We start from the raw sequence: 24,547 nt of genomic DNA on the forward strand, positions 1-24,547 counted from the left end.
ATTAATTAAGTAAGTCTAACCTAGGGGGCACCAACGTGAATTTACCAACCGATCAAAACTTATCCACCATTATAAAAGAACGTCATTCTGTCAGAAAATATGATCCAACTTATAAAATTCCCAAAAAAGAAATTGAAAATATACTAGATGAAGCTACCCAAGCACCTTCTTCAAGTAATCTCCAAGCTTGGCGCTTCATCGTTATCGAGGATCAGAATATAAAAAAGGAATTACGCCAGATTGCCAATAATCAAGAATCTGTTGAAACATCCTCTGCTGTCATTGCCGTTTTAGGGGATACAGAAATGTATAAAAACGTAGACAAAATTTATGGTATGAATGTGGAAGCTGGATTTATGGATCAGGCAACACGTGAACGTATGGTTAGCAATACAATGAACACCTACCCTCATGCTCCTAAGGAAACTCGAGAAAGCATTGCTAACTTTGATGCAGGGCTTGTTTCGATGCAACTTATGTTGATTGCTAAATCTAAGGGCTATGACACCGTTACGATGGGTGGATTTAACAAGCAGCAATTCATTGAAAAGTTCGATGTGCCTGAACGTTATGTTCCTATTGTCTTAATAGCGATAGGAAAGTCGGCAGGACCTTCTTTCCAGACAACAAGATTGCCGCTGAATGAAGTCGCAAAATTTATTTGAATGAACAATTAACAGCAGAAAAGGATGGGGCGAATGCTCCATCCTTTTCTATATGTCGCTACTTCAATTAAATCTCATTCAGTACGGTGCCGTGTATATCATATTCAAGTGTTTTGTCAGTTGTGTGTATATCCGAATCTAATGGTATAAGCGTACTGAATGGCTTCTGATCACCCGGACTGAAAATTGCTTCATCATTCTCTGGATTCCATAGGCTGTAAATACTCATAATTAGTATCCTCCTTTGGGTGAGAAGACTAGTAATTCCCTTCTTGATTATCATCTAACTTTTCAATTAACTCTAACGTTGATCACCGGGACTAAACACCGCTGCGTCATTCTCTTTGTTCCATTGGCTTCTGATTGTACTCATCGTGCACATCATCTCCTTTGGTGAGAATGTCTTACAGTATTTGTATACCCGGATGGGACAGGTTAAAACATTTATTTCAAAAAAAGGTATGATTATATATTCCATGTAACAAATATCCAATAATTAGTGAATCACCTGGAAGTTTAACTAGACTAGCTAGTGGTGGAATAAGCACTCTAACATCTTACAAAGAAACATCTTCTAAAAAATACACGTTAAAAGCTTATAAAGAGACAACTAATTCATTTTTAGATGGTGGCAAAGGAACACCAAGAACAAAAAAGAATGTTAGTTACGGAACAAAAGTAGTTGATTTTAAACAATTATCTAAATATGTATCAAGTGCGAGAGCTACTATTCTTAGTGCGTCTGTTACTTTAGTAGCTGCGGGTATTGGTGCGCTTTATTGGTGGATAATTGTTGGTTTAATAGGTGCTGCTGGTACTACAGGTATTGCAGCTTAACAAATATATAGTGAAAGTAATTCAACTAAAGCAGATATGAAAGAAGCTTATAATCTCTTAAAAGAAAGGATAGAAAACAATATGATATTATTACAAGGTTTTCTTATAAATGCAGTGATTGTGTTTTGTTTATATCAAATTATTGAAAAGAAACAAAAAATAAAAGAACAAGACAATCTTATTATTATGTACCTTTCTTATTTTTCTTATTGTTATACTTTTTTAATGGAGTAAATTAATGACCTTTAAGACAAAAGAAAGTTAATCTCCCTTAATAAAAGAAGCAAAAGATCTTTATAGTGAAAAGCTAATTACCCATATAATGGCCCCTTTTATAGAGATAGGTATGAAATACCGTATTAAATTACCTTTTTTAGTTTAATTATGTAATAATAGTAAAGAAGTACCAAAAAGGGGGATTTTATTTTGAAGAAACGTGTATTAAGTATAATGTTAATAGGAACATTGGTATTTTCTATTGTTCCATCAACATTTGCTAGTGAAATCACAACAGAAAACGAAGAGGTAACGACTGTTACAGAGCAAGAAGTACAAAATACTGGAATTATTGTAGGGGCGATTGAGGAATTAGATGAAAAATTGGATATGGAAAATTTGCCTTCCAATACTCAAGAGGAAATTGATTTATTAAGCAGTGATGCAAGAGAACTTTATAATTTCATTTTAGATTATTCTAATAATAGTTCAAAACCTTTAACAAGCGATGATACACTTGTAGTTTTGGGTGCGTATCTTAATAAGTTAAATAATAGCAGTGTACAGAACAATTCAGAACAAATTACTCCTTTTGCCCTTGGTAGTGTTAAAGAATATAAGATTAGTAATGCTAAAGTAAAAGATTTAAATGCAGCAGTAGGAGCAAACACGGGGTTTTGGACTTTATCTGCTGCTATTGCGAAGATTTGGGCTAAAAATCCAACAGTGTTAACAGCTATGTTGGTAGCTATTCCAATAGTGGGGATGAGCGCTTTAAATGTTTGTAATAGAAAAGGTAAAGGTGTAATTATTAAAAAAATCTCAATAGGGACTGCTCATCAATATTCATGTACATCTCAATGATAAAAAAGAAGAACCATTATTATTTAATGGTTCTTCTTTTTTATATATTTAGCTACTGCTTCACTAACAAAGAAAACAACTAATCCAGTTAGCAAAAAAAACAGTGAATTTATTGGTATGTCCTTATGTAATATTTGTAGAAAGCTATTTATTAACAGAGACACGGACCAATATATAAACGTGCAATAAAAGGCGATATTAACACTGTTTTTGTCTGGGTTTTTACTGGATTTAAAGAACACTAATTATCACTCCTTTTTATAACTCAATCTAATTGTAACATTCGACGAAATTATTCTGAAATGTGGAGCTATTCTTTTTTGTCTATATACTTCGATAATTAGAAATGCGTTTTTATTTCGATCTTCCTCGACTATGGAAAATTTCCATAGTCTTTATTTATTTTCATTCTAGGAATTTTGTTTAACTGGTTAACCATTGATATATAGGCTTTTATAAGTTAACTAGGGGCAACTTTATAAAGGCGAGAAGACCCGTATGGCGTCTGTCAACGGTACCGGAACGAAGGGAACATTAAGTAAGGAGTTCACGAAACCCGAACCCCTTGGACATTGAATAAACCACATTTTTTAAAAGATAAATAAGCATCTATCGTATTAATTTGTAGAAGGAGTCAGCCATTTCGTCGGCTCCTCTTTTTTATCCGATATTTACCCTGATTCCCTCCGTTTTTGAAGTGAGGGTAAGGAATTGTTTTATGTCCTGGAATTGAAAGAATTGGACGCCTGAATGGATCGGTAAATTATACCGGTTGTCAGCAATCAGTATAATCTTAGGGAAAATCTTTTTACCTTCCGGCTGCCATGGTTCATGCTGCCATTCATTACTCATGAAATAGGAGACATAACGATTAAACTTTTCATTCATAACCTTTTCGGAATAGACAGAACGCTATGCGTTTCCAAATCATAAATGAAATAAAAGCACGATTATAGGGGTGCTTTTTAGGTGTTAATATAAAATATTTTCCAGAACCAAAATACCTCTAATTGCTTAATGGTTGCGTTTCCACAATGAAGACAAAGAAGCGGTGTGGGTGAGTAATTAGTATTTGTCATTTAGTTCTCCCTTTAAGTCGATAAAATTAGAAATTCGACAAAGGAAGAGAAATTCCATTAAAAATAAAGCACCCATGACTGGGCGCTTTCAAATAATACTTTTATTGAAATCCTTCATTTTCAGCAAATCTACTGTTGTATTAAAAGTGAGAAAGTCATATAAAACAGAAAACCCCTTAATATATAAGGGGTTATTTTCTGTCTGTATTAGCGTCCCAGATAGGAATCGAACCTACGACCTACAGCTTAGGAGGCTGTCGCTCTATCCTACTGAGCTACTGGGACATATAAAAAGTTCAACGACCTATTCATTATATTTCTTATAGGCAAACTTTTCAAGTTAATAGCTTATACTTATGAAAATATTCATCATAATAGCTTAACAAGTGATGATGTTCAGTGTTAATAGTCGGAGAAAGTTGGGTAATGATGGTGTCTAATATAAGAACCTTGCTTGAGTTCAGTAGGGGAAGCAAGCCATTTATTAAAGCAAGGAGAGACTATGTTTCCTGAAGATTCATAATATATTCATTGACATTGATAATCATTATCAACTATACTGAAGCCATAGTAAATACTCTATTTCAATAAAATAAAATTAGTAATAGACATTAGAAGAGTGTCGATTTTTCAATTATTACCAAATGAATATATTATATTAATATAAGAAAAGTGAGTGAGTTATGAAACCTATTGCATATATAAGTATGGATATTCAATTTACAAGGCTTCAGGAGATTGACTACAGAAGAGGGTTAGTATTTCTGCAATTATATGATATTCCATACGCTGATTTATCTGCATATGCGGGAATCCTGATCACGAATTTTGTAGAAGAGGCCTTCTTACTTGATCATAAACACATCCTTGAAGACTATTTAAATGATGGTGGCGTCATTTTTTCACAAGCTGAAAATTTCCTTCCTTGGCTACCTGGTTGTGGGAATTGGAAGCGGTCTCCTATTTCCTTGCGAGACCGTGAAATCCGTCTTACCGAGCCCGTGCATCCAATATTCTATGGAATTGATCCTTATGATTTGAATCATAAAAAAGGAGTTCGGGGCTTTTTCTCAAGAGGATACTTAGAGGCTCCTGAACATTCGGAAGTCATTGTTGAGGATCAAGATGGGAAAGCGATCATTTATATCGATCGGAAAACGACGGGTGGCACGATTGTTGCTGGAGCTGGTACAGACCTTTACCGTTTCGGTATTGAAGAAAATAGTTCACGCGTTTTAAGCACTCAGATGCTAAATTGGATTCGTCAAGAATATGAAGCAAACAAGGAGGAACAGAAATGAAAGTAGCAATTTTAGATAACGGTTACAGCTTTCATCATCGCTTCTTTCAAATGGAAGAATTCGCTTATATGTATGACGATGTGCTCCAAATTCGGCAACTACATACCTATGATTTAAGTCAATACGACACGCTAATTGTTAATGATCGGATGTCGCTACTACTTTTAAAACGTTACCAATCGTATTTCATTAAATTCCTTCAGGAAGGAAAGCGATTAGTCGTTTTCGGCGAAGTACTGGACAATTGGCTTCCGGGAGTATATTGGGAGAATTCAGAAGTGAATTTTAGTTGGTGGGTAAAAGAGCACGGAGACCTGCCGTTAACAGCTAATAATATAGATCATCCGTTGTATCAGTATGTATGTCTTTCAGATATGAAATGGCATTATCATGGAACGTTCAAAGTTCCGGAAGGTGCAAAATCACTAGTGGATACACCGGACGGCCGCTCAATTATTTATATAGATGACGTGTCATATAACGGAGAATTAGTTATTACTACACTAGATCCAATCTTTCATATCGGATTAGGATTCATAGATCAATCCAAACCATTTTTACATGGGATGGCGAAATGGCTTAAAAAATAAGTACGGGAGAGAACATCATGAAGAAAAAATGGACAATGTTAGCGGCAACAACTGTGGTGGCAGCCTTGATTACAGGCTGCGGCAATACAGCGGAAGAAACAAAAGGAGATACAGCTGAAAAACAAACGACGGCTGAAGAGAAAGTCATTCAAGATCAGCTTGGCCGTGACGTAACTGTACCAGGTAAAGTGGAGCGCATAGCTGTTGGTGGTATTCTTCCATACTTTTCTACATGGTATGTGGCTACAAACTCAACAAAGGAGGTTGTTGGATTACATCCGAATGCTTATAATGCGGCGGAGAATTCCATCCTTGCTGACATGTCGCCGGATATTTTAAAAGCGGATACGTCGTTTATTAAAAATGGTGAAGTGAACGTAGAAGAATTAATGAAAATCAATCCGCAGCTTTATTTTGAAAACTCACAGAATCAAAAATCTATTGATAAATTAGAGGATGCAGGCGTTTCTGTGGTGGCCTTAAGTGCTATTGATGTAGCGGCAGCTGAACCATTAGCGACCTTTAACAGTTGGTTGAAAGTGACGAGTGACATTACTGGAACAACTGAGAGAACGGACATGTTCTTGGAAAAAGGCAAAAAGGTCCAAGCTGAGTTGGATGAAAAATTGGATGGTATCAAAGAGAAAGATAAGCCAAGAGCATTAATACTTTACCAACACAGCGATAAAAGCATTATGGTTGGCGGTAAAAACTTCTTTAGTAATCAATGGCTAAACGCAACAGGAGCATACGACGTTACGGCAGAAGAAGTTACCGGAACAAAAGAAGTGAATATGGAGCAAATTTATAAGTGGAATCCCGATATTATTTACATTACAAACTTTTCAACTACACAACCTGAAGACCTAACAAACAATGTATTTGAAGGTCAAGACTGGAGTCAGGTAAAGGCTGTGCAAGCAGGAAATGTTTATAAAATTCCTCTGGGTATTTACAGATGGTTCCCGCCAAGTGGAGATGCGCCGCTTATGTTGGAGTGGATGGCACAGAAAAATCATCCTGAACTATTTGACTATGATATGGAGAAAGAAATCACAGACTATTATTCAGAATTCTATGATTACGATGTAACGGAAGAACAAGTAGAGAATATTCTGCACCCTTCTTCTGATGCTGCAAAACAGTAAAGTAGGGAATGAATATGAAAAAATGGAAAACGCTCCTGTTCTGGATTTTACCAATCGCTATGGTTATTTTGTCTCTAAGCATTGGACGTTACGGAATGGATTTAGGGACTCAAATCAAGATATTACTATCAACTTTTCTTCCAATTGACCATACTTGGACGCAGATGGAAGAAACGGTGGTCCTGCAAATACGCCTGCCGCGTATTTTGCTTGCCTTGTTAATAGGTGCTGGTCTTTCAATCGCAGGTGCCTCATTCCAAGGTATGTTTGGCAACCCGTTGGTTAGTCCGGATATCCTTGGGGTTTCGGCTGGTGCCGGGTTTGGCGCTTCCCTTGGGATTCTATTACTAGGTCATGGCTTCGCTACACAAGTGATGGCACTTGGTTTCGGCCTAGCGGCAATCGTCTTTACCTTCATGATTAGCGGAAAAAAAGATTCACCTGTTTTCATGCTTGTTCTGGCTGGTGTCGTTACATCGGCATTATTCCAGGCGCTGATTTCCTTAATTAAATTCGTCGCTGACCCGGAAGCAAAACTGCCAGCGATTACTTACTGGCTGATGGGAAGTCTTGGTACGGCAACATATAAGGACTTGTATATTGGGGGACCGATTATCCTTGTGGGCATTCTGATTCTATATTCTCTTCGTTGGAGAATAAATTTATTGACGTTGCCTGAGGATGAAGCTAAATCACTTGGTATTCCAGTAACACGTTTGAAGTGGACAGTTATTTTTGGCGCAACACTTATTACTGCTGCTTCAGTTGCGATAGGGGGTATCATTGGTTGGGTTGGGTTAATTATTCCTCACGTTGCAAGAATGCTAGTTGGTAATAACAATCAACTAGTCTTACCAGTATCTCTTTCAATCGGTGGAGCCTATTTATTGTTGATTGATAATCTGGCTCGCTCGGTAACAGCTACAGAAATTCCACTCTCAATCTTGACGGCAATTATAGGTGCACCATTTTTCGCAATATTGCTTAGAAAAACAGGAGGTGGCTGGTCATGAGAATTGAGGTGCAGGGAGGAAATTACTTTTATGCTCGGAAAAAAGAAGAAGTTCCTTACCTTTACCAAACAGACATTAACTTTTCGCTGAATGACGGAGAGATAATGGCGATACTAGGACCAAACGGTGCAGGAAAGACAACAATGTTAAAATGCATCACAGGTCTTCTGGACTGGAAAAAAGGTCAAACGCTCATTGATGGAAAGCCGCTTCCTTCGCTTTCACGCAAAACAGTCTGGAAACGGATTGGCTATGTTCCGCAGGCGCATAAAATGGTATTTGGTTTTACACTCGAAGAATTGGTCATTATGGGAAGAGCCCCATACATCAGTGCGCTTGCCCAGCCTTCCGTGAAGGACCGTGAAGCCGCTCACCTAGCCCTGGAAACTGTAGGGATTGGCCATCTTGCTGGGAAGTCCTGCAATACAGTCAGTGGTGGTGAGCTGCAACTAGCATTGATTGCACGTACGCTGGTATCAGACCCGGAAGTGCTCATTCTCGATGAACCGGAATCCCATCTTGATGTTCAAAAGCAGGTTGTGATTTTACAGACATTAAAGCGTTTGTCACAAGAAAAGAAAATCTCTTGTATCATAAACACGCATTACCCAAACCATGCGTTTTTCCTTGCTGACCATGTGTTAATGACAGCAAAACAAAAGCCGGTCGTTTACGGGGAAGTCCAGGAAGTCATGACAGAATCCCGGATGAAGGAATACTTCGGAATTGAAATGAAGAAGATTATTTATGAAGAAGATGATAACTTTTTGATTGAAACGATGGTGCCGAAAGATTTAGGCATTCCGCGTGATCAAAGTACTTGTCGATTTACTAGTTAAAAAAAGGCAGCCACCGAGTTGCCTTTTTTTGCGCTAAATGGAATACTTTATTATTTACTGGTTTTCTGGTACTATTATGCTAGAAAAAATTAGGAGAATGATAGTGGGAAAATACAGAGTTTTATTGATGGTAGCATTGCTGGGAATTTTAATTTTGCCTGCATGCTCACAAGGGGTTTTAGAGAATATAGGTACAAAGACGGCTGCACCGATTGCGGAAGATAACATTGAAGTGGTTGCAGCAGCGGAGAATGACGCCGGGCAGAATTCGGAGGACAGATTATATCCTGAACAGATCGATACGAGAAACTGGATAAGAGCCGAGTCCACGGTTCAACTTCCAATATTGATGTATCATAGTATTTCTGAAGGTAATAACCTTCGGGTACCAAGAGAGGAATTTCAATCACAAATGAACTGGCTTCGGGAGAATGATTACTATACATTATCCCCTAGGGAAGCATTTCTTGTTTTAACGGAAAATCGGATGCCAAGTGAAAAGTGTGTCTGGCTTACTTTTGATGATGGCTATACAGATAATTACACGGAGGCTTTTCCTATATTAAAAGAATATAATATGAAAGCAACTGTTTTTATGATCGGGAAATCTATTGAAAAAAGTCATCACCTGACTGGAGAACAAATGGTGGAGATGAGCGAGAATGGGATTTCTATTGAAAGTCATACTATCAACCATCTTGAGCTTAACCGTATGACGGTAGAGCAGCAGGAAGCTGAAATGGTCCAGTCAAAGGATTTATTCGATCGTATTCTCCAACAGGACACGACAGTACTTTCATATCCTGTTGGTCGGTATAACGAGGAGAGCCTTAGGTTGTCAGAAGATGCTGGATACAAGATGGCAGTAACCACCGAAGCTGGTGGAGCTTCAAGGGACCAAGGGATGCATGCACTGCACCGAGTTCGGATTTCACCCGGATTGTCAGTCGATGGATTTGCAGCGCTGATTGAAAATGCATCACGTTATTAATTGAAGACAAGGTATTTCGGAATCAGTCTGAAAAATCATATAATAATCATTTCTTACATAGTGTATAATGAAAAGCAGTGAAAATTATATACATATGAACGATTTGGTGTCTTAATGACTTAAAAGGGAAGTTGGTGAAATACCAACGCGGTCCCGCCACTGTAAATGGGAGTTAGCGGCTGTGTACCACTGTATGTGAGATATGGGAAGGTGCCGTTGACGATGACCATTAGCCAGGAGACCTGCCAAGATTCGTACACCTGTAACCTACGCGGATGGGAAGGTGTGTGGCAGACCTTCTGAGTCCGTAATTATATTGTTGCCATACAAGCATCTTCCGTTTGACGGGAGATGCTTTTGTTTTGAAATTCGCCTCTTCACTTCAGGGTGCGTTTTCTTTAGGTGGTCGGAAATTGAATTAAAAGATTGTGAGGGATGTAAAATGAAGAAAATCTATGGTCTGATTCTAGTGATGTTACTAACTGCAGGTATGATGGTTGGTTGCAATGATACATCAAAAGAAGGAACGAAAGAAAAGCAACAAACAAATCATACTGAAAACCAAGCTTTCCCGATTACGATAAAAGATGCAACGGGTGAAAAAGTAACGATAGAAGAACAACCAAAGAAAATTGTTACATTGATACCAAGTAATACAGAAGTGGTCTTTGCACTTGGTTTGGGTAAAAAGGTTGTTGGTGTATCCGACAATGATAATTACCCGGAAGAAACGAAAGAAATTGAAAAAGTTGGCGGAATGGAAATGAACACGGAGTTAATCGTTTCCTTAAAGCCTGATCTTGTTCTTGCTCATGCATCCAGTGCCCATAATTCGAATGAGGGATTGCAGCAGCTTAAGGATGCTGGAATAGATGTCCTTGTAGTCAATGATGCACAAAGCTTTGACGAAGTGTATGAGTCTATTGATATGATTGGACAGGCAACGGGAGAACATGATAAGGCAAAAGAAATCGTTGCGAATATGAAAACGAAACTGAAGGAAATTCAGGAAAAAGCTAAATCCGTTAAGGATGAGGAAAGAAAAACCGTTCTAGTAGAGGTTTCGCCATCACCGGATATTTATACACCTGGAAAAAATACATTCATGAATGAAATGCTTAACATAATTTCAGCGAAAAATGCAGCAGCCGAATTGGACGGGTGGGCGAAAATTGATGAAGAGTCTATGATTGCTGCAAATCCGGATGTCATTATCACAACATATGGTTATTATACAAAAGATCCAGTTAGTGAAGTGACGGGCCGAAAAGGATGGGAAGATGTAGCTGCTGTTAAGGATGGTCAAGTCTTTGATGTCCATTCTGACTTAGTGACCCGTTCTGGTCCACGCTTAATAGAGGGAGTAGAGGAACTTGCCAAATCAGTCTATCCGAACCTATTTGACAACTAAGTGGGCGTTTGCTTATTTGATTGCGTTATTGTTTTTGCTTTTCGCAATGACGATTGGCATTTCCTTTGGTTCGGTGTCAGTACCGATTCCCGCGCTTATACAAATTATCGGCAAGGAATTTTTTCATTTACCAATCTCAGTTGAGCCAGATGTGATGCTGACGAATATCGTAATGAACATCCGCCTGCCACGTGTATTACTTGCAGGTTTGGTTGGGGCTTCGCTTGCGATTGCCGGGGCAGCCTTTCAGGGACTGCTCAGGAACCCGCTTGCTGACCCCTACACATTAGGGATTTCATCAGGAGCATCAGTAGGCGCTGTATTGACATTGTTTTTGAATATATCATTGCCGTTGATCGGTTTATATACCCTACCGACGTTAAGTATTATGTTTTCATTGCTTACGATTTTCTGTGTGCTAACTTTTGCGAGAAAAATGGATCGATCGATGAAAGTAGAAACAATTATTTTAACCGGAATCATTTTCAGCTCGTTTTTAAGTGCCTTCATCTCATTAATGATTGCGTTGACGGGCGAGGAATTAAGACAAATCATCGGGTGGCTGATGGGAAGCGTTTCAATGCGCGGCTGGAATTATATCGCGATTATTTTGCCGTTTTTTATCATTGGTTCGTTGATCTTGATTATGAATACCCAAGAATTGAATGCGATGACGTTTGGGGAAGATCGTGCAAAGCATTTGGGTGTGAATGTTCAGCGGAGAAAAATGTGGATTCTGATAGCTGGTTCGATATTAACTGGGGCAGCCGTTGCTGTTTCGGGAACGATTGGCTTTGTAGGATTGGTTATTCCTCATTTGGTTCGTAGGATTTGGGGGCCAGATCATAAGCATTTGTTGCCGTTATCTTTGCTCGTAGGAAGCGGGTTTTTAATTTTGGCTGACCTTGTAGCAAGGACGATCATTGCACCTTCGGAACTGCCGATTGGTGTAATTACCTCACTTATCGGGGCCCCGGCATTTGCCCTGATTTTATTAAAGAGACGGAGAGAAGGGTAGAATTCATGCTTGAAGTTAAAGGGTTAACAGGTGGATATGGCAATAAAGCTGTTTTGGACTCTGTCTCTTTTGACGTACATAAAGGGGAATTATTTGGGATTCTCGGTCCAAATGGCAGCGGGAAAACGACGCTATTAAGTATGCTTAGCGGGGTTCTCGATTATAAGGTAGGAAGCATACGAATAAGGGGAAGAGACTTGAAGGAGTATTCGGCCAAACATCTTGCACAAGTTATAGCCGTGTTGCCTCAACATTCCTCATTAGCCTTTTCTTATACGGTAAAAGAGACTGTTTCTCTTGGCCGTTATGCTCACCAAACAGGCTGGTTTCATAGTTGGACTTCTGAGGATGAGGTGATTGTCCAACGTGTGATGAAGCAAACGGGAGTCGCGGATTTTCAGGATCTTCATTTTGAACGGTTATCAGGCGGTGAGAGACAGCGGGTCTTACTGGCACAAGCACTTGCCCAAGAACCGGAAATTCTTTTTTTAGATGAACCAACGAACCACTTGGATCTTTCCTATCAAAAGGAGCTTCTTGATTTAATGAGGAAAATGGCCAAGGAGCTGGAGCTAACAGTTATCTCAATCTTCCATGACTTGAATTTGGCCGGCTTGTACTGTGATCGGCTGATGTTACTTGAAAAAGGACAAATTCAAGTCATTAATGTGCCGAATGAAGTGCTCCAACAGGAACGGATTCAGGAGGTATACCGGACGACGATTGAAAAACATCCGCATCCTGCCCTTCCGAAGCCGCAAATGTTCATTGTCCCGGAAAAGCATGTCTGTGATTTCGCACCTTTGGAAATTAATGAAACCTATTTGACGGTTGGCACCGAAATAATTCAATTGAATTCACCAATTCCGCTTAGAACGATGTCTTCTGGTGTGACCGGTTCAGGAACGGGCTGGCATCAACATTTCGTGAATAGGCATGTCCATCGTGATTATAATTACGAGGATCATTTTGCTGAAATGGCTGACTTTTTAAAAACACACGGTTTTGAACCACAGGAAACGGTCGGAATGATGACAGCTGTCTTTCTCGATACGGTGGCCTTCAAGTTTTTAAGAGATGATGATTTCTCGGTTTTTATCATCGTGACGGCTGGAGTAGGGAATGCCATCGACGCCTCTTTAGCTGACCAACATTCTTGGATTTCCACTCCAGGAACCATAAATACATGGATCTTTGTAAATGGGCACATGGCAGAAGAGGCCTTTATCCACAGCATTGTCACCGCGACCGAGGCAAAAGTAAAAGCGCTTCATGATTTGCGTGTTTTGGATAAGGTGACAAATACAGTGGCGACAGGAACATCGACAGACAGTATTTTGATTGCCGCAACCCAAAGAGGGAAGGCACTTCAATATGCAGGCACCATTACTCCGCTAGGGAAGTTGATCAGTCGCGGTGTATATGATTGTACCGTAGAAGCAATAAAGAAAAATCGGAAACGGATTGAGGAACTATGATTTACCATCACCTTTTTGCTGTTACACTGGCTTTTTTCTTTGATCTATTAATAGGTGATCCACCAAATTGGCCACATCCCGTTAAATGGATAGGAACGTTGATAAGCAAGTTGGATCATTCATTCAATAGAGGCACACATAAAAAACGAAATGGCCTCTTCATGCTGGTAATTGTTTTAACACTGGTGTTATTGGCAACAGGACTAACTGTCTATTTAGCTTATCTTATCCATCCGCTTGCGGGAATTTTATGGGAAGCTGTTGTTATTTCTACGACGATTGCTCAGAAGGGATTAAAGCAGGCAGGAATGGATGTGTGTCATCCTCTGAATGAACAAGCTTTTCCTGAAGCGAGGCTAAAGCTTTCCTATATTGTCGGTCGTGATACTGCTGATCTTGATGAATCCGAAATAGTCAGAGGCACTGTAGAAACCGTAGCTGAAAATACGAGTGATGGAGTTACGGCTCCACTGTTTTGGGCAGCAATCGGCGGTGCTCCACTCGCGATGATGTACAGGGCAATTAATACCTGCGATTCAATGGTTGGTTACAAAAATGATAAATATGGACAATTTGGCTGGGCTTCAGCTAAGCTCGATGATATCGTGAACTGGATTCCTAGTCGCCTCACTGGTTTCTTGATGCTGCTAAGCTCGAAATCCAGCTATCATAGCTTGGGGGCTAGATGGAAGATTTTGTTCAATGATGCGAAAAAGCACCCAAGCCCGAATAGTGGGTGGTGTGAAGCAGGCGTTGCTGCAATTTTGGGTGTACAGCTTGGCGGCCGGAATATGTACAAAGGAGTAGTTTCTGACCGTGCCAGGATGGGCGTTCCGCTTGTTCCATTAGAAGCAATACATATTCAAAAAACGATTACTATCATGCATCGGACATCTTTTATATTTTTACTGATGCTTTGGTTAGGGGGACTTACTCTTGGCATTACCTTCTCATGGCTCTAATCCGCATTATCTTTACGAAGCGCTGGAAATCGAAATGCCTGAATCGGTTCTCGATTTTAGTGCTAATATCAACCCATTGGGTCCTCCTTTACGTATAAAGGAACGGTGGTCCGAATTCTTCGAAGGAATCTTAAATTACCCAGATCCGCATGCCGTTGAACTGACAAAATTAATTGCAAAAAAAGAAGCGCTTCCTGAGCAATCCGTTTTGGTAGGTAACGGTGGTGCGGAAATAATAATGTTGGTAGCGAACAGGTTAGCCAATAAAAAGGTCTTAATCATTCAGCCTGCATTTGCGGAATATGCAGAAGCTTGTTTAGCAGCCGAATGCGAGGTAGACTTTCATCAACTTGATGCACCTGAGTGGCAACTAGATCTCGATCGTTTGATTCCTCAATTACCTGAATATGACGCGATTTTTTTATGTACGCCTAATAATCCGACAGGGATTTCATTTAAGCAAGAAGCAGTTAGGGAATTAATCAAAGAATGCGGAAAAGCAAATTGTCTGGTTGTTTTGGATGAGGCTTTTTATGATTTTACGGAAAACGCCTTTACTTATGCTTCTTTAATTACGCAATTCCCCCATTTACTGATTCTACGATCAATGACGAAAATTTTTGCAATTCCAGGCTTGAGGTTGGGTTATTTGCTGGCGGCACCAGATATCATAAATCAGGCAAAAACCTATAAATCGCATTGGAGCGTCAATCATGTGGCATTAGAAGTCGGGAAAATCTGCCTTGCTGAAGAAGAATATATAGAAAAAACGAGAGCGTATATTCAATTGCAAAAGCAGAAACTTTTCCGGTTTTATGAAGAGCATGAGTTGATTGTCTCAAATAGCACGGTCAATTTTTATTTAGTGAAAGATGAATCCTTATCCCTTTTGCCTTTTTTATTAAAAAAGGGCATCGTACCACGTCATACGTATAATTTTCCAGGGCTAGATGGAAAGTGGCTCCGGTTCGCAGTGAAGAGTGAGTGTGATAATGCCATGCTGATGGAGGGGGTAAGACAGTGGAGAAATCTAGGCTCTGTTTTATAACCGGTGGTGTCCGGAGCGGTAAAAGCCGTTTTGCAGAAAAAAAGGCAATAGAATATGCAATCCAATTGAGTGGGAACTTGCATTACCTCGCTTGTGGCCGAGTCAGTGATGCTGAAATGGAAGAACGCATCCGCCGGCACCAAAGGGATCGCAAAAGTAGTCCAATTGCTTGGAGGACCTGGGAGTACTCGACGAATATTACACGGATTGGTTCAGACCTAAATCAAGATTCAATAATCCTACTCGATTGCCTGACAACCCTACTTGATAATGAATTATTCGGTCCCAATATACCGCTTGAAAAGGAGTTTTTACATAGTGTTTTCACAAAAATAATCAGCGGAATTAATGAGATAAGAAAACAAGCCAGCTGTTTGATAATCGTAAGCAACGAAGTGGTACAGGAGCCGATTTTTCAAAATGAGTTCCTCCATATATACGGAAAAATACTTGGCCTGCTTCATCAAGCAGTCGTCGAACAGGCAGATGAGGCTTATCTTGTTGAATCAGGGATTCCGTTATTGATGAAAGGGTGCATGCAGGAATGAACGGATGGATTGGATTCTTGATTAACCTGCAGTTCTTTACCGTGTTCCCAATAAAGAAGCAGCTACCGATGGATAAGAAATATATCCACCGTGCGATTCAAACCTTTCCTTTAGTCGGGCTTTTCCTAGGCTTGATATTGGGAGGTGTTTTATACGCGTTAGTAGAGTGGACCCCATTGTCATCCCTTTCGATTGCGTTTGTGGTTTGGTTTTTAACGATGGCATTAACAGGCGGTTTGCACCTAGATGGTTGGATTGATGCAAGTGATGCCTTCTTTTCCTATCAGGATAAAGAGAGGCGTTTAGAAATCATGAAGGATTCCAGGACAGGCGCATTCGGTGTCATCTCCGTCATCGTCCTTTTGGCCGCCCGGTTTATATTTATTTATGAAATCGTCGATAGAGTCAATGCGTGGACATACTTTTTAATTATTAGTCTTCCACTTTTAAGTAAATGTGTGATGGGCTATTTACTTAGCCGGATGCCCTTGGCAAAAAAAGAGGGACTTGGTGCTTTCTTTCAAAGTGCAGTAAGGAAAAACAGTTTATATATTTATTGGTTGTATTTTATTGTGAGTTTTGCGGTTGCATGGAGCTTCGATTTCAAGCTGGTCACTTTATTTTTTATCATGTGTCTGGCTTCTCTACTCTTCCTATTGTATATAAAGCGGAAAATCGTTAGTTGGTTCGGCGGGATAACGGGGGATGTATTGGGTGCATCCGTGGAAGGAGTTGAGCTCTGGTTATGGCTGATTCTGTGGCTATTACACTACTTCGCCATGGGCTGACAGAAGCAAATGAGCGAAGATCCTATTTAGGCTGGACAGATTCTCCATTAAGTCTGAAAGGAGAAAAGGAAATTCTAGACTTAAGGGGCTCTTACCCACAGTATGAAAAGATTCACACGAGTGATTTGCCTCGTTGTATTGAAACCGCAAGACTGTTGTTTCCAGATGTTGTTCCGATAAAACACCCTGCGTTCCGTGAAATGAACTTCGGCAGTTGGGAAGGGCGAACTTATGAAGAGTTGAAGACTGATGGCGATTATCAAAAATGGCTAGAGCGTCCTATGGAGGCAATGGTGCCTGGTGGTGAAAGCTATCCGGCATTTTCCAAACGTATTCAAAATGGCTGGAGCCAATTGATTTCCGGTGAGGAAAGCCAATATGTATTAATGACTCATGGGGGTGTAGTACGTGAATTACTTGTCCGCTATGCACCGATGGAAAAGTCTTTTTTTGATTGGGGAATTTCCCACGGTATGGGATATGAGCTGATTTGGGAGGACCGGAACAGCTTAAGGAGGGGTGAACGTTGCACTTTGTTACAGGTGGCGCCTATAATGGGAAAACAAAATGGGTAAAGCACTTTTATGGGTTGGAAAGTGAGACTCTTTGGCTATCCGGTTATCAAAAAGAACAGCCAACTATGACGGATTTTCAAGGTAATACAGTGGTATTGCATGGCTTGGATGCATGGATCCAACAAGATGCAGAAAAGATGAATGCAGAGTCGATTCGAAAACGGTGGAAGGAAATCATGGCTGACTGGCGAATATGGGAGAAGGAAAAGGATGATCACAACTGTATTGTAATCGGATCAGATATTTCCAAAGGAATTGTTCCGATGGAGGCACAAGATCGCAAATGGCGCGATGCCTGCGGCTGGGTTTTTCAAGATGTCGCCTCCTTATCAAACCGTGTGGATGTCATTTGGTACGGTATCAATCAGCAAATAAAATAGAGGAGGAAATAGAGATGAAAATTTATACACGTACTGGGGATAAGGGACAAACTAGCGTAATCGGAGGACGTCTGGACAAGGATGACATCCGTGTCGAATCTTACGGAACAGTGGATGAAGTGAACAGCTATATCGGCCTTGCAGTAACTGAATTGGACTCAGCAATTTTTGCAGACGTACTAACGGACTTGGAAAAAATTCAGCATGAGTTATTTGACTGTGGCGGTGATTTGGCGACAGTTTCTGAGAAAGCCCCGCAGAAGCTAACGGATGAGGCAATTACCTATTTGGAAGAACGAATTGACGCCTTTATCGTCGAAGCACCGGAATTAGAAAAGTTTATCCTTCCAGGAGGCTCAAAAGCGTCTGCAACCATTCATATTGCCCGGACGGTTACACGCAGGGCGGAGCGGTTGGTTGTTTCTTTGATTAAGTCGGGTGCGGCAGTTTCACCACTATCTCTTCAATATTTAAATCGTTTGTCTGATTACTTCTTTGCTGTAGCACGCGTGATTAACTTCCGCCTTGGCGTGAAAGATGTGGAATATATCCGCAGCGCAAATGTATTCCGTGGAGGAAAAAGAAAGGAAAAAGAGTAAACATGAACGTAAGAAAAATTAGTACAATTGCTATTTTTATTGCTTTATCGGCGGTTGGGGCAATGATTAAAGTCCCTTCCCCAATAGGCAGTATGGCTTTAGACAGTTTTCCGGCCCTTTTGGCGGCTGTCATACTTGGTCCGGTGTCCGGAGCTATAGTAGCTGGACTTGGTCATATTATTTCAGCTTTCATCGGTGGCATGACACTAGGCCCTTTCCATTTTTTGATCATGGTAGAAATGGCGGTCCTCGTTTGGATGTTTGGTGTTTTATATGTACACGGAAAGAAAATAGGCGCATTTTTCCTCTTCTTTATCGGTAATGCCTTCATCTTAGCTCTACCTTTCGTATTTCTGGTTAGCCTTGAATTTTACACGATGCTAGTTCCGGGGTTAACAGGGGCTACAGCAATAAATATAGTGTTGGTGGCCCTTTTACTTCCACGTCTAGAACCAGTTTTGAAAAAAGTGATTTTTAAAGATGGAATCGTAGAATGAATGATTCATTGATCTTACCGTTTACGGAGTCACAATCATTAGTCGTTTCTTGTGATAATAGTGGCGGAATTGGGTTGAAGGAAAAAGATCTCGTTCAAGTCCCATACGAAGTCGTTGGATATTTTTCGTTCCGGGTTGCCGTTATGGAGTGCCTGGCTGCTGGCGGAAGTCCAATGACCGTTGTCCTTCATAATTTCTGCGGCGATGAAGCCTGGGAGGCCTTGAAAATAGGCGTCATGAAGGGAATGGATGAAATCGGTCTGGATCTCTCTATTACAGGTAGCACCGAAAGTAACATGCCGCTTCTTCAATCCGCACTTGGTCTTATGGTGATTGGAAAACGCAGGAATGAACGTGTAATGAAGCCAATTCTTCAACGGAAAATGGCCCTTATTGGCATGCCACTTGTTGGTGAAGAAGTTATGAAACAACAAGAGTGGATCGCGCCGTTATCTTTATATAAAAGCCTTTGTGAGCTGGAAGAAGTTCAGGTACTTCCTGTTGGCTCAAAAGGGATAGCAAATGAATGGAAGCATCTGGACCCAAGTGGGGAAGGTGTTTCTGCACATATAAGAAGTAAAGTGGATATCGAAAAATCATCAGGACCGTCTACTTGCTTTCTTATTGCTTATCCTGAACATCTGGAGGATGAAATCAAGCTCCAATCCGGTTCTTTTTTTATGGGTGAATGATTATTTTATGAATTAAGTAGGTATCGAGTTTAGTTCATTATGAACTGGTTCCTCGTTCTATTGGTCTCTTTTGTAGTTGCATTCTGTACATTAGGCTATACTAGAGGTTTTAATAATGAAGAACTTAACCAATTTATGTCTGCTTGCCTTGCTCCAACTGCATCCATTATCTTGATTATCGGAGCTGGTGACGCATTTAAAAATGTATTAATCACAAGTGGAGTAGGGGAAGCTATTGCAAGTTAGCCACATCCTTTGACATTTCATCAATTCTCTTTGGCTGGTTAGTGGCAGCTATGATTCGTATAGCAACGGGTTCAGCAACCGTCGCAATGACGACAGCTGTAAGTATTGTGCTACCAATTATTTCATCGGTACCGGGTGTTAATATTGAATTACTGGTACTTGCAATCGGTTCAGGCTCATTAATTCTTTCCCACGTGAATGATGCTGGATTTTGGATGATTAAAGAATTCTTTAATTTAACAGTCGCACAAACGTTTAAATCTGGGACGGTTATGGAAACGATAATTTCAGTCGTTTCACTTATCCTAATCTTACTATTGAATTCAATTGTTTAAGAGAAAGGAGCACGATGTAAAAATATGAAACATTCAGGTTATATGATGGGGATCGATATTGGTACGACGAGCACGAAAGTTGTACTTTTTTCAAAGAAGGGCGAGGTCGTCCATTCATGTTCTAAAGGATATCCGCTTCACAGTCCAACTCCGTCTGTTGCGGAACAAGATCCAGAAGAAATCTATAAAGCGGTTATTATTGCAATCGGTGAAGTGATGATTGCAAGCGGAATTGAAAAGGATGAACTAAGTTTTATTTCGTTTAGTTCAGCGATGCATAGTTTGATTGCCATGGGTAAAGACGGTAAGCCGCTCACAAATAGTATTACGTGGGCAGATAACCGAAGTGTCGCCTATGCAGAGCAATTGAAGGCATCGGATCAGGGGACACAATTGTATCACAGAACGGGAACACCCATTCACCCTATGTCCCCAATCACGAAAGTTATGTGGCTTAGAAAAGAGCATCCAGAAATCTTTAACAAAACGGATAAATTTTTAGGGATTAAAGAATATATTATCTATAAATTTTTCAAAGAGTTTGTAATGGATTATTCACTTGCATCTGCAACAGGTATGTTCAACTTGAAAAACTTGGCGTGGGATCAAGAGGCATTGACTATTGCTGGAATTGAATCGGACAAGCTTCCTAAGCTTGTGCCAACGACCCATATCCTTTTTGGATTGAGCCAGGAATTAGCTGCAAAAATGAACATTGATGCTAGTACTCCATTTGTTATAGGTGCAAGTGATGGGGTGCTTGCCAACTTAGGCCAAAATGCTATCAAGCCGGGTGTGCTTGCGGTAACAATAGGAACAAGCGGTGCAGTGCGAACCGTCAGTGACCATCCGCTTACTGATCCGAAAGGGCGGACGTTCTGTTATGCCCTCACTGAGAATCATTGGGTAATTGGCGGACCAGTCAATAATGGGGGAATCACTTTCCGATGGGCCCGGGATCAATTTGGTCGGGTAGAAATCGAAAGAGCTAAGGCCTCGGGTCAGGATCCATATGAGATACTGACCGAAATGGCTTCAAATATTGCACCTGGCTCAGACGGGTTAATATTCCACCCGTATATGGCAGGGGAACGGGCGCCATTATGGAGTGCTGATGCTAGGGGTTCCTTCTTTGGACTAGCTCTTCATCATACTCGCGATCATATGGTGCGGGCTGTGCTTGAAGGTGTGATGTACAACTTATACAGTGTCCTCCTTGCTGTAAGGGAACTGACAGGTGCTCCGGAGAAAATCCATGCAAGTGGCGGATTTGTCCGCTCCAAGCTATGGCGGCAAATTATGGCTGATGTATTTAATCAGAATGTGACAATCCCAGAAAGCTTTGAAAGCTCGAGTTTAGGTGCTGCCGTTCTAGGATTATATGCTTTAGGTGAAATTGAAAGCCTGGATGAGGTTGAAAACATGATTGGGCATACAAATGAACTTGTTCCAATCGAGGAGAACGTTAAAGTATATGAAGAACTAATGTCGATTTATTTATCTGTAAGCCGGCAATTAGAAGGCGACTACAAGCGTATTGCTGATTATCAAAGACGTCATTTAGAATAAATTTGAGTGAAAGCACAGATGCAGAAGCGCTGTGCTTTTCTTTTGGCTTACATATAAAAATGGTAAAATGGTAGAAAAAAGGATAAGGGGACTATTGAGATGGGAGCCAGTAAAACAAATGCTATGCGAATTCTCGATAACAAACATATAAAGTATGACATGATGAGCTATGATGTCCACGACGGCCAAATAGACGGTGTTACCGTGGCGAGTAAAATTGGTAAAGCGCCAGAAACCGTGTTTAAAACACTCGTTACCCACAGCGGACCTCAGCAGCTTTATGTATTTGTCATTCCTGTAGACACCGAGCTGGATTTGAAAAAAGCAGCGATAGCAGCAGGTGCGAAAAAAATTGAAATGCTCGCTGTTAAAGACTTGCAGAAATACACAGGGTATATTCGGGGGGGCTGCTCACCAATCGGTATGAAAAAGCAGTATCCGACTTTTATTGATGAAAGTGCAACCAATCTGTGTGAAATCATCGTAAGCGGTGGAAAAATTGGGACACAAATTGTTTTGAAACCGTCAGAATTCCTTGTGGCCGCACAAGCGGAACCTAGAGCTCTTATCAAATAGATAAAGAATACTATTAAACCTAAACCTTTAGGCATTCACCTACCTGGGTTTTCCTGCATAAGCTGTCTTGAAGATGCACATCTGTATGGTGAAGGAGAGTGTGAAAGTGGCAGGAAATGTGATGCATTATTTCGCTGGAGGCAATACGGCTAAAGGTTTTTATAGTTTATATGATTCCAATCTAGCTGGCTTAGAGAAATTATTTATTTTAAAAGGCGGACCTGGTTCAGGTAAATCGACTATTATGAAAAAAATTGGCCAGGAATGGCTGGATAAAGACTATGATATCGAGTTTTTGCATTGTTCGTCGGATAATGATTCCATTGATGGGATAATTATTCCCGCCTTAAAAATCGGTCTCGTTGATGGGACTGCTCCACATGTGATTGAACCGAAAGCACCGGGAGCCATTGAGGAATACGTCAATCTAGGGGCTGCCTGGAATACTCAACAGCTGGCAGCTGAAAGAACGACAATCATACGATTTACCAATGCCAGAAGCAAGAGTTTTGAGAAGGCATATGCTCTTTTCGCAGAAGCATTAAAGATACATGATGAATGGGAAGATATTTATAAGGCGAACATTGATTTCGTTAAATTAAATGGATTAACCAATAAATTGATAGAAGGCTTTTATAGAGATATTGTTCTCAACAAAAAAGCAGATGTTCGTCACCGGTTTTTAGGTGCCGCTACGCCAGAGGGAGCAGTTGATTACATCCCGAGTATTACTAAAGGAGTGCAAAAACGCTACTTTTTAAAGGGCCGACCTGGCTCAGGGAAATCGACGATGCTGAAAAAGATTGCAAAGGCTGCGGAGAAAAGAGGATTTGATGTAGAAGTGTATCATTGCGGTTTTGATCCTGAAAGTTTGGATATGGTAATCGTCCGGGAGGCAGGAATCGCTATTTTTGACAGCACCTCTCCGCATGAATATTTCCCGAGTAGAGAGGGTGATGAAATCATTGATATTTATAAAACAGCCATCCACTCTGGAACAGATGAAATTTATGCTGATCAGATCAAGGATGTTTCCTCCAGATACCGGGCGAAAATGAATGAAGCAACTGCATGTCTTGTAAAAGCGAAAGAGCAGCATGACGCACTTGAAGCCATTTATGTAAAAGCAATGGACTTTACTGCAATTGATGACATTCAAAAGGACATTCAAGAACAAATTACTGCACGGTCAAAGACTGTGGATAGTCATACGATTTTACATTAAGGAAAAAAACTGTACCTATTCCAAATAGGTGCAGTTTTTTTATATACATAGAAGAGACAACTGAAAGATAATCATTTTTTAAATTGGCGTTAAAAAGCTCTCCCGTTTGTTATACGTGTTTATCAACTCTCTTTCGGTTAAAATAAGGGTTATATTGAAAAAAAAGGAGCGGGTTGAATTGATTAAGACGATTGCGATTGATATGGACGGAACATTATTAAACAAGATGCAAAAGGTGAGTGATGAAAATAAAGCCGCTATCCAGAGGGCGCAAAGAGAAGGAGTTGAGGTGATCATTGCTACAGGAAGATCGTACGAGGAAGCAAAGTACGCTTTAGATGAAACGGGCATTGTGTGTCCGATTATCTGTGTAAATGGGGCTGCTATTTTCACGCAGGACGGAAAAATTGCTGCTTCCAATCCGATGTCACCTGCTACTGCACAGAGTGTTGCCGAATACCTTGAAGAACAGGAAATTTATTTTGAAATTTATACGAGTCAAGGAATCTATTCTAAAGACTATGAAAACGCAATATCTGCTTTAGTGGATGTTTTTGTTACAGCTAATCCGGACATTGACCCTGTGGGGATCAGAAAATTTGCAGAGGACCGTTTACAGCTTGGACAGGTAAAGTCCGTTTCCAATTACTCAGATTTATTCAGCCACTCTGATATAGAATATTATAAAATTCTAAGCTTCTCCCAAAATTTAAGTAAATTAGACCAAATTGCTTCACAATTGAAAACTCAGGATGGGGTGACCGTCACCTCTTCAGGACGTGAAAATGTGGAAATCATGAGTGGGCAGGCGCAAAAAGGTACTGCGCTTGAAAAATATGTGACTAAAAAGTCTGCTTCGATGCAGGAAACTATGGCCATCGGAGATAATTATAATGATATATCAATGTTTGAAAGAGTGGGTTTGTCTGTCGCAATGGGAAATGCCCCGCTTGATATTCAAAAGCTTTGTGATGAAGTAACAGGTATTAATGATGATCACGGTGTTGCTACAGCTATTTTAAAGGTACTTACGCAGTCATCAGCATACTAAATATGG

General features: G+C 40.3%; 26 protein-coding genes, 1 tRNA gene, 1 pseudogene and 1 riboswitch. Of the genes and pseudogenes, 25 read left to right on the top strand and 3 right to left on the bottom strand.

Annotated elements, in window-relative coordinates; genetic code table 11:
* The first annotated feature begins 35 nt into the window (after positions 1–35).
* On the top strand, positions 36–665 hold the full coding sequence (locus AKG34_RS22565) for a nitroreductase family protein (protein ID WP_053348389.1): 630 nt from the start codon (positions 36–38) through the stop codon (positions 663–665).
* A 67-nt stretch (positions 666–732) separates the two neighbouring features.
* Here the strand turns inward: AKG34_RS22565 and AKG34_RS28140 are convergent, their stop codons facing one another.
* Complete coding sequence (locus AKG34_RS28140; protein WP_161804974.1) at positions 733–894, bottom strand: hypothetical protein; 162 nt, start codon at positions 892–894, stop codon at positions 733–735.
* 1,034 nt (positions 895–1,928) lie between these two features.
* On the opposite strand from AKG34_RS28140, the gene AKG34_RS22570 reads away from it, so the two are divergent.
* Positions 1,929–2,582, top strand: coding sequence for a hypothetical protein (locus tag AKG34_RS22570; protein ID WP_053348390.1), 654 nt, complete (start codon positions 1,929–1,931; stop codon positions 2,580–2,582).
* Between the two features lie 660 nt (positions 2,583–3,242).
* Here AKG34_RS22570 and AKG34_RS22580 read toward each other — a convergent pair.
* Positions 3,243–3,470 carry a hypothetical protein gene (locus AKG34_RS22580; protein ID WP_053348392.1) on the bottom strand — a complete coding sequence of 76 codons (228 nt, stop codon included), beginning with the start codon at positions 3,468–3,470 and terminating at the stop codon, positions 3,243–3,245.
* A 402-nt stretch (positions 3,471–3,872) separates the two neighbouring features.
* Positions 3,873–3,946, bottom strand: a tRNA-Arg gene (locus AKG34_RS22585).
* A 398-nt stretch (positions 3,947–4,344) separates the two neighbouring features.
* Between AKG34_RS22585 and AKG34_RS22590 the strand changes: the two genes are divergently transcribed.
* The 23 genes and pseudogenes from AKG34_RS22590 (at position 4,345) to AKG34_RS22700 (ending at position 24,541) form a co-directional block, all read left to right on the top strand.
* A complete protein-coding gene (locus tag AKG34_RS22590; protein WP_053348393.1) occupies positions 4,345–4,962 on the top strand; it encodes a hypothetical protein in 618 nt (205 codons plus the stop codon).
* Positions 4,959–5,552 (top strand): hypothetical protein, encoded by a 594-nt coding sequence (locus AKG34_RS22595; protein ID WP_053348394.1) that lies wholly within the window; start codon positions 4,959–4,961, stop codon positions 5,550–5,552. The genes AKG34_RS22590 and AKG34_RS22595 overlap by 4 nt, the downstream gene beginning before the upstream one ends.
* Positions 5,553–5,569: 17 nt before the next feature.
* Positions 5,570–6,700, top strand: coding sequence for an ABC transporter substrate-binding protein (locus AKG34_RS22600; RefSeq protein WP_053348395.1), 1,131 nt, complete (start codon positions 5,570–5,572; stop codon positions 6,698–6,700).
* A 14-nt stretch (positions 6,701–6,714) separates the two neighbouring features.
* On the top strand, positions 6,715–7,713 hold the full coding sequence (locus AKG34_RS22605; RefSeq protein ID WP_053348396.1) for a FecCD family ABC transporter permease: 999 nt from the start codon (positions 6,715–6,717) through the stop codon (positions 7,711–7,713).
* Positions 7,710–8,552, top strand: coding sequence for an ABC transporter ATP-binding protein (locus AKG34_RS22610; protein WP_053348397.1), 843 nt, complete (start codon positions 7,710–7,712; stop codon positions 8,550–8,552). Before AKG34_RS22605 ends, AKG34_RS22610 begins: the two co-directional genes overlap by 4 nt.
* Positions 8,553–8,679: 127 nt before the next feature.
* Entirely contained in the window at positions 8,680–9,543 is an 864-nt protein-coding gene (locus AKG34_RS22615) for a polysaccharide deacetylase family protein (protein WP_083450966.1), read from the top strand.
* 87 nt (positions 9,544–9,630) lie between these two features.
* A riboswitch (cobalamin riboswitch) is annotated at positions 9,631–9,807 on the top strand.
* A gap of 178 nt (positions 9,808–9,985) precedes the next feature.
* On the top strand, positions 9,986–10,954 hold the full coding sequence (locus tag AKG34_RS22620) for an ABC transporter substrate-binding protein (RefSeq protein ID WP_053348399.1): 969 nt from the start codon (positions 9,986–9,988) through the stop codon (positions 10,952–10,954).
* Complete coding sequence (locus AKG34_RS22625; RefSeq protein ID WP_053348400.1) at positions 10,917–11,972, top strand: FecCD family ABC transporter permease; 1,056 nt, start codon at positions 10,917–10,919, stop codon at positions 11,970–11,972. Before AKG34_RS22620 ends, AKG34_RS22625 begins: the two co-directional genes overlap by 38 nt.
* A gap of 5 nt (positions 11,973–11,977) precedes the next feature.
* Entirely contained in the window at positions 11,978–13,450 is a 1,473-nt protein-coding gene (locus tag AKG34_RS22630) for a heme ABC transporter ATP-binding protein (RefSeq protein WP_053348401.1), read from the top strand.
* Positions 13,447–14,412 carry an adenosylcobinamide-phosphate synthase CbiB gene (gene cbiB, locus AKG34_RS22635; protein ID WP_053348402.1) on the top strand — a complete coding sequence of 322 codons (966 nt, stop codon included), beginning with the start codon at positions 13,447–13,449 and terminating at the stop codon, positions 14,410–14,412. Before AKG34_RS22630 ends, cbiB begins: the two co-directional genes overlap by 4 nt.
* Complete coding sequence (gene cobD, locus AKG34_RS22640) at positions 14,387–15,460, top strand: threonine-phosphate decarboxylase CobD (RefSeq protein ID WP_152952395.1); 1,074 nt, start codon at positions 14,387–14,389, stop codon at positions 15,458–15,460. The genes cbiB and cobD overlap by 26 nt, the downstream gene beginning before the upstream one ends.
* Positions 15,433–16,008, top strand: a complete 576-nt coding sequence (locus AKG34_RS22645; protein ID WP_053348403.1) for a bifunctional adenosylcobinamide kinase/adenosylcobinamide-phosphate guanylyltransferase — start codon at positions 15,433–15,435, stop codon at positions 16,006–16,008. The genes cobD and AKG34_RS22645 overlap by 28 nt, the downstream gene beginning before the upstream one ends.
* Positions 16,005–16,796 (top strand): adenosylcobinamide-GDP ribazoletransferase, encoded by a 792-nt coding sequence (cobS, locus tag AKG34_RS22650; RefSeq protein ID WP_053348404.1) that lies wholly within the window; start codon positions 16,005–16,007, stop codon positions 16,794–16,796. Before AKG34_RS22645 ends, cobS begins: the two co-directional genes overlap by 4 nt.
* Positions 16,754–17,371, top strand: coding sequence for a histidine phosphatase family protein (locus tag AKG34_RS22655; RefSeq protein ID WP_053348405.1), 618 nt, complete (start codon positions 16,754–16,756; stop codon positions 17,369–17,371). Before cobS ends, AKG34_RS22655 begins: the two co-directional genes overlap by 43 nt.
* Positions 17,323–17,751, top strand: a complete 429-nt coding sequence (locus AKG34_RS22660; RefSeq protein WP_053348406.1) for a bifunctional adenosylcobinamide kinase/adenosylcobinamide-phosphate guanylyltransferase — start codon at positions 17,323–17,325, stop codon at positions 17,749–17,751. Before AKG34_RS22655 ends, AKG34_RS22660 begins: the two co-directional genes overlap by 49 nt.
* Before the next feature lie 14 nt (positions 17,752–17,765).
* Positions 17,766–18,350, top strand: a complete 585-nt coding sequence (locus AKG34_RS22665; protein WP_053348407.1) for a cob(I)yrinic acid a,c-diamide adenosyltransferase — start codon at positions 17,766–17,768, stop codon at positions 18,348–18,350.
* Between the two features lie 2 nt (positions 18,351–18,352).
* Entirely contained in the window at positions 18,353–18,847 is a 495-nt protein-coding gene (locus tag AKG34_RS22670) for an ECF transporter S component (protein WP_053348408.1), read from the top strand.
* Entirely contained in the window at positions 18,844–19,539 is a 696-nt protein-coding gene (locus tag AKG34_RS22675) for a hypothetical protein (protein ID WP_053348409.1), read from the top strand. Before AKG34_RS22670 ends, AKG34_RS22675 begins: the two co-directional genes overlap by 4 nt.
* Before the next feature lie 33 nt (positions 19,540–19,572).
* Positions 19,573–20,120, top strand: a pseudogene (locus AKG34_RS27255) (GntT/GntP/DsdX family permease); the annotation flags it as partial.
* A gap of 24 nt (positions 20,121–20,144) precedes the next feature.
* Positions 20,145–21,689 carry a gluconokinase gene (gene gntK / locus AKG34_RS22685; RefSeq protein ID WP_053348411.1) on the top strand — a complete coding sequence of 515 codons (1,545 nt, stop codon included), beginning with the start codon at positions 20,145–20,147 and terminating at the stop codon, positions 21,687–21,689.
* Between the two features lie 99 nt (positions 21,690–21,788).
* On the top strand, positions 21,789–22,265 hold the full coding sequence (gene ybaK / locus AKG34_RS22690) for a Cys-tRNA(Pro) deacylase (protein WP_053348412.1): 477 nt from the start codon (positions 21,789–21,791) through the stop codon (positions 22,263–22,265).
* 106 nt (positions 22,266–22,371) lie between these two features.
* Complete coding sequence (locus AKG34_RS22695) at positions 22,372–23,490, top strand: PRK06851 family protein (protein WP_053348413.1); 1,119 nt, start codon at positions 22,372–22,374, stop codon at positions 23,488–23,490.
* A 178-nt stretch (positions 23,491–23,668) separates the two neighbouring features.
* Positions 23,669–24,541 (top strand): Cof-type HAD-IIB family hydrolase, encoded by an 873-nt coding sequence (locus tag AKG34_RS22700; protein WP_053348414.1) that lies wholly within the window; start codon positions 23,669–23,671, stop codon positions 24,539–24,541.
* Positions 24,542–24,547 lie beyond the last annotated feature (6 nt).

It is taken from the genome of Peribacillus butanolivorans, from assembly GCF_001273755.1.
In the GTDB taxonomy this organism is placed as follows: domain Bacteria; phylum Bacillota; class Bacilli; order Bacillales; family DSM-1321; genus Peribacillus; species Peribacillus butanolivorans.

Coding starts and splice junctions, on each gene's coding strand:
- AKG34_RS22615 (WP_083450966.1), top strand. CDS start 8,680: ATGGTAGCATTGCTGGGAATTTTAATTTTGCCTGCATGCTCACAAGGG.
- AKG34_RS22665 (WP_053348407.1), top strand. CDS start 17,766: ATGAAAATTTATACACGTACTGGGGATAAGGGACAAACTAGCGTAATC.
- AKG34_RS22590 (WP_053348393.1), top strand. CDS start 4,345: ATGAAACCTATTGCATATATAAGTATGGATATTCAATTTACAAGGCTT.
- AKG34_RS22655 (WP_053348405.1), top strand. CDS start 16,754: ATGGCTGATTCTGTGGCTATTACACTACTTCGCCATGGGCTGACAGAA.
- AKG34_RS28140 (WP_161804974.1), bottom strand. CDS start 894: ATGAGTATTTACAGCCTATGGAATCCAGAGAATGATGAAGCAATTTTC.
- gntK (WP_053348411.1), top strand. CDS start 20,145: ATGAAACATTCAGGTTATATGATGGGGATCGATATTGGTACGACGAGC.
- AKG34_RS22605 (WP_053348396.1), top strand. CDS start 6,715: ATGAAAAAATGGAAAACGCTCCTGTTCTGGATTTTACCAATCGCTATG.
- ybaK (WP_053348412.1), top strand. CDS start 21,789: ATGGGAGCCAGTAAAACAAATGCTATGCGAATTCTCGATAACAAACAT.
- AKG34_RS22675 (WP_053348409.1), top strand. CDS start 18,844: ATGAATGATTCATTGATCTTACCGTTTACGGAGTCACAATCATTAGTC.
- AKG34_RS22670 (WP_053348408.1), top strand. CDS start 18,353: ATGAACGTAAGAAAAATTAGTACAATTGCTATTTTTATTGCTTTATCG.
- AKG34_RS22620 (WP_053348399.1), top strand. CDS start 9,986: ATGAAGAAAATCTATGGTCTGATTCTAGTGATGTTACTAACTGCAGGT.
- AKG34_RS22610 (WP_053348397.1), top strand. CDS start 7,710: ATGAGAATTGAGGTGCAGGGAGGAAATTACTTTTATGCTCGGAAAAAA.
- cobS (WP_053348404.1), top strand. CDS start 16,005: ATGAACGGATGGATTGGATTCTTGATTAACCTGCAGTTCTTTACCGTG.
- AKG34_RS22600 (WP_053348395.1), top strand. CDS start 5,570: ATGAAGAAAAAATGGACAATGTTAGCGGCAACAACTGTGGTGGCAGCC.
- AKG34_RS22580 (WP_053348392.1), bottom strand. CDS start 3,470: ATGAATGAAAAGTTTAATCGTTATGTCTCCTATTTCATGAGTAATGAA.
- AKG34_RS22630 (WP_053348401.1), top strand. CDS start 11,978: ATGCTTGAAGTTAAAGGGTTAACAGGTGGATATGGCAATAAAGCTGTT.
- cbiB (WP_053348402.1), top strand. CDS start 13,447: ATGATTTACCATCACCTTTTTGCTGTTACACTGGCTTTTTTCTTTGAT.
- AKG34_RS22595 (WP_053348394.1), top strand. CDS start 4,959: ATGAAAGTAGCAATTTTAGATAACGGTTACAGCTTTCATCATCGCTTC.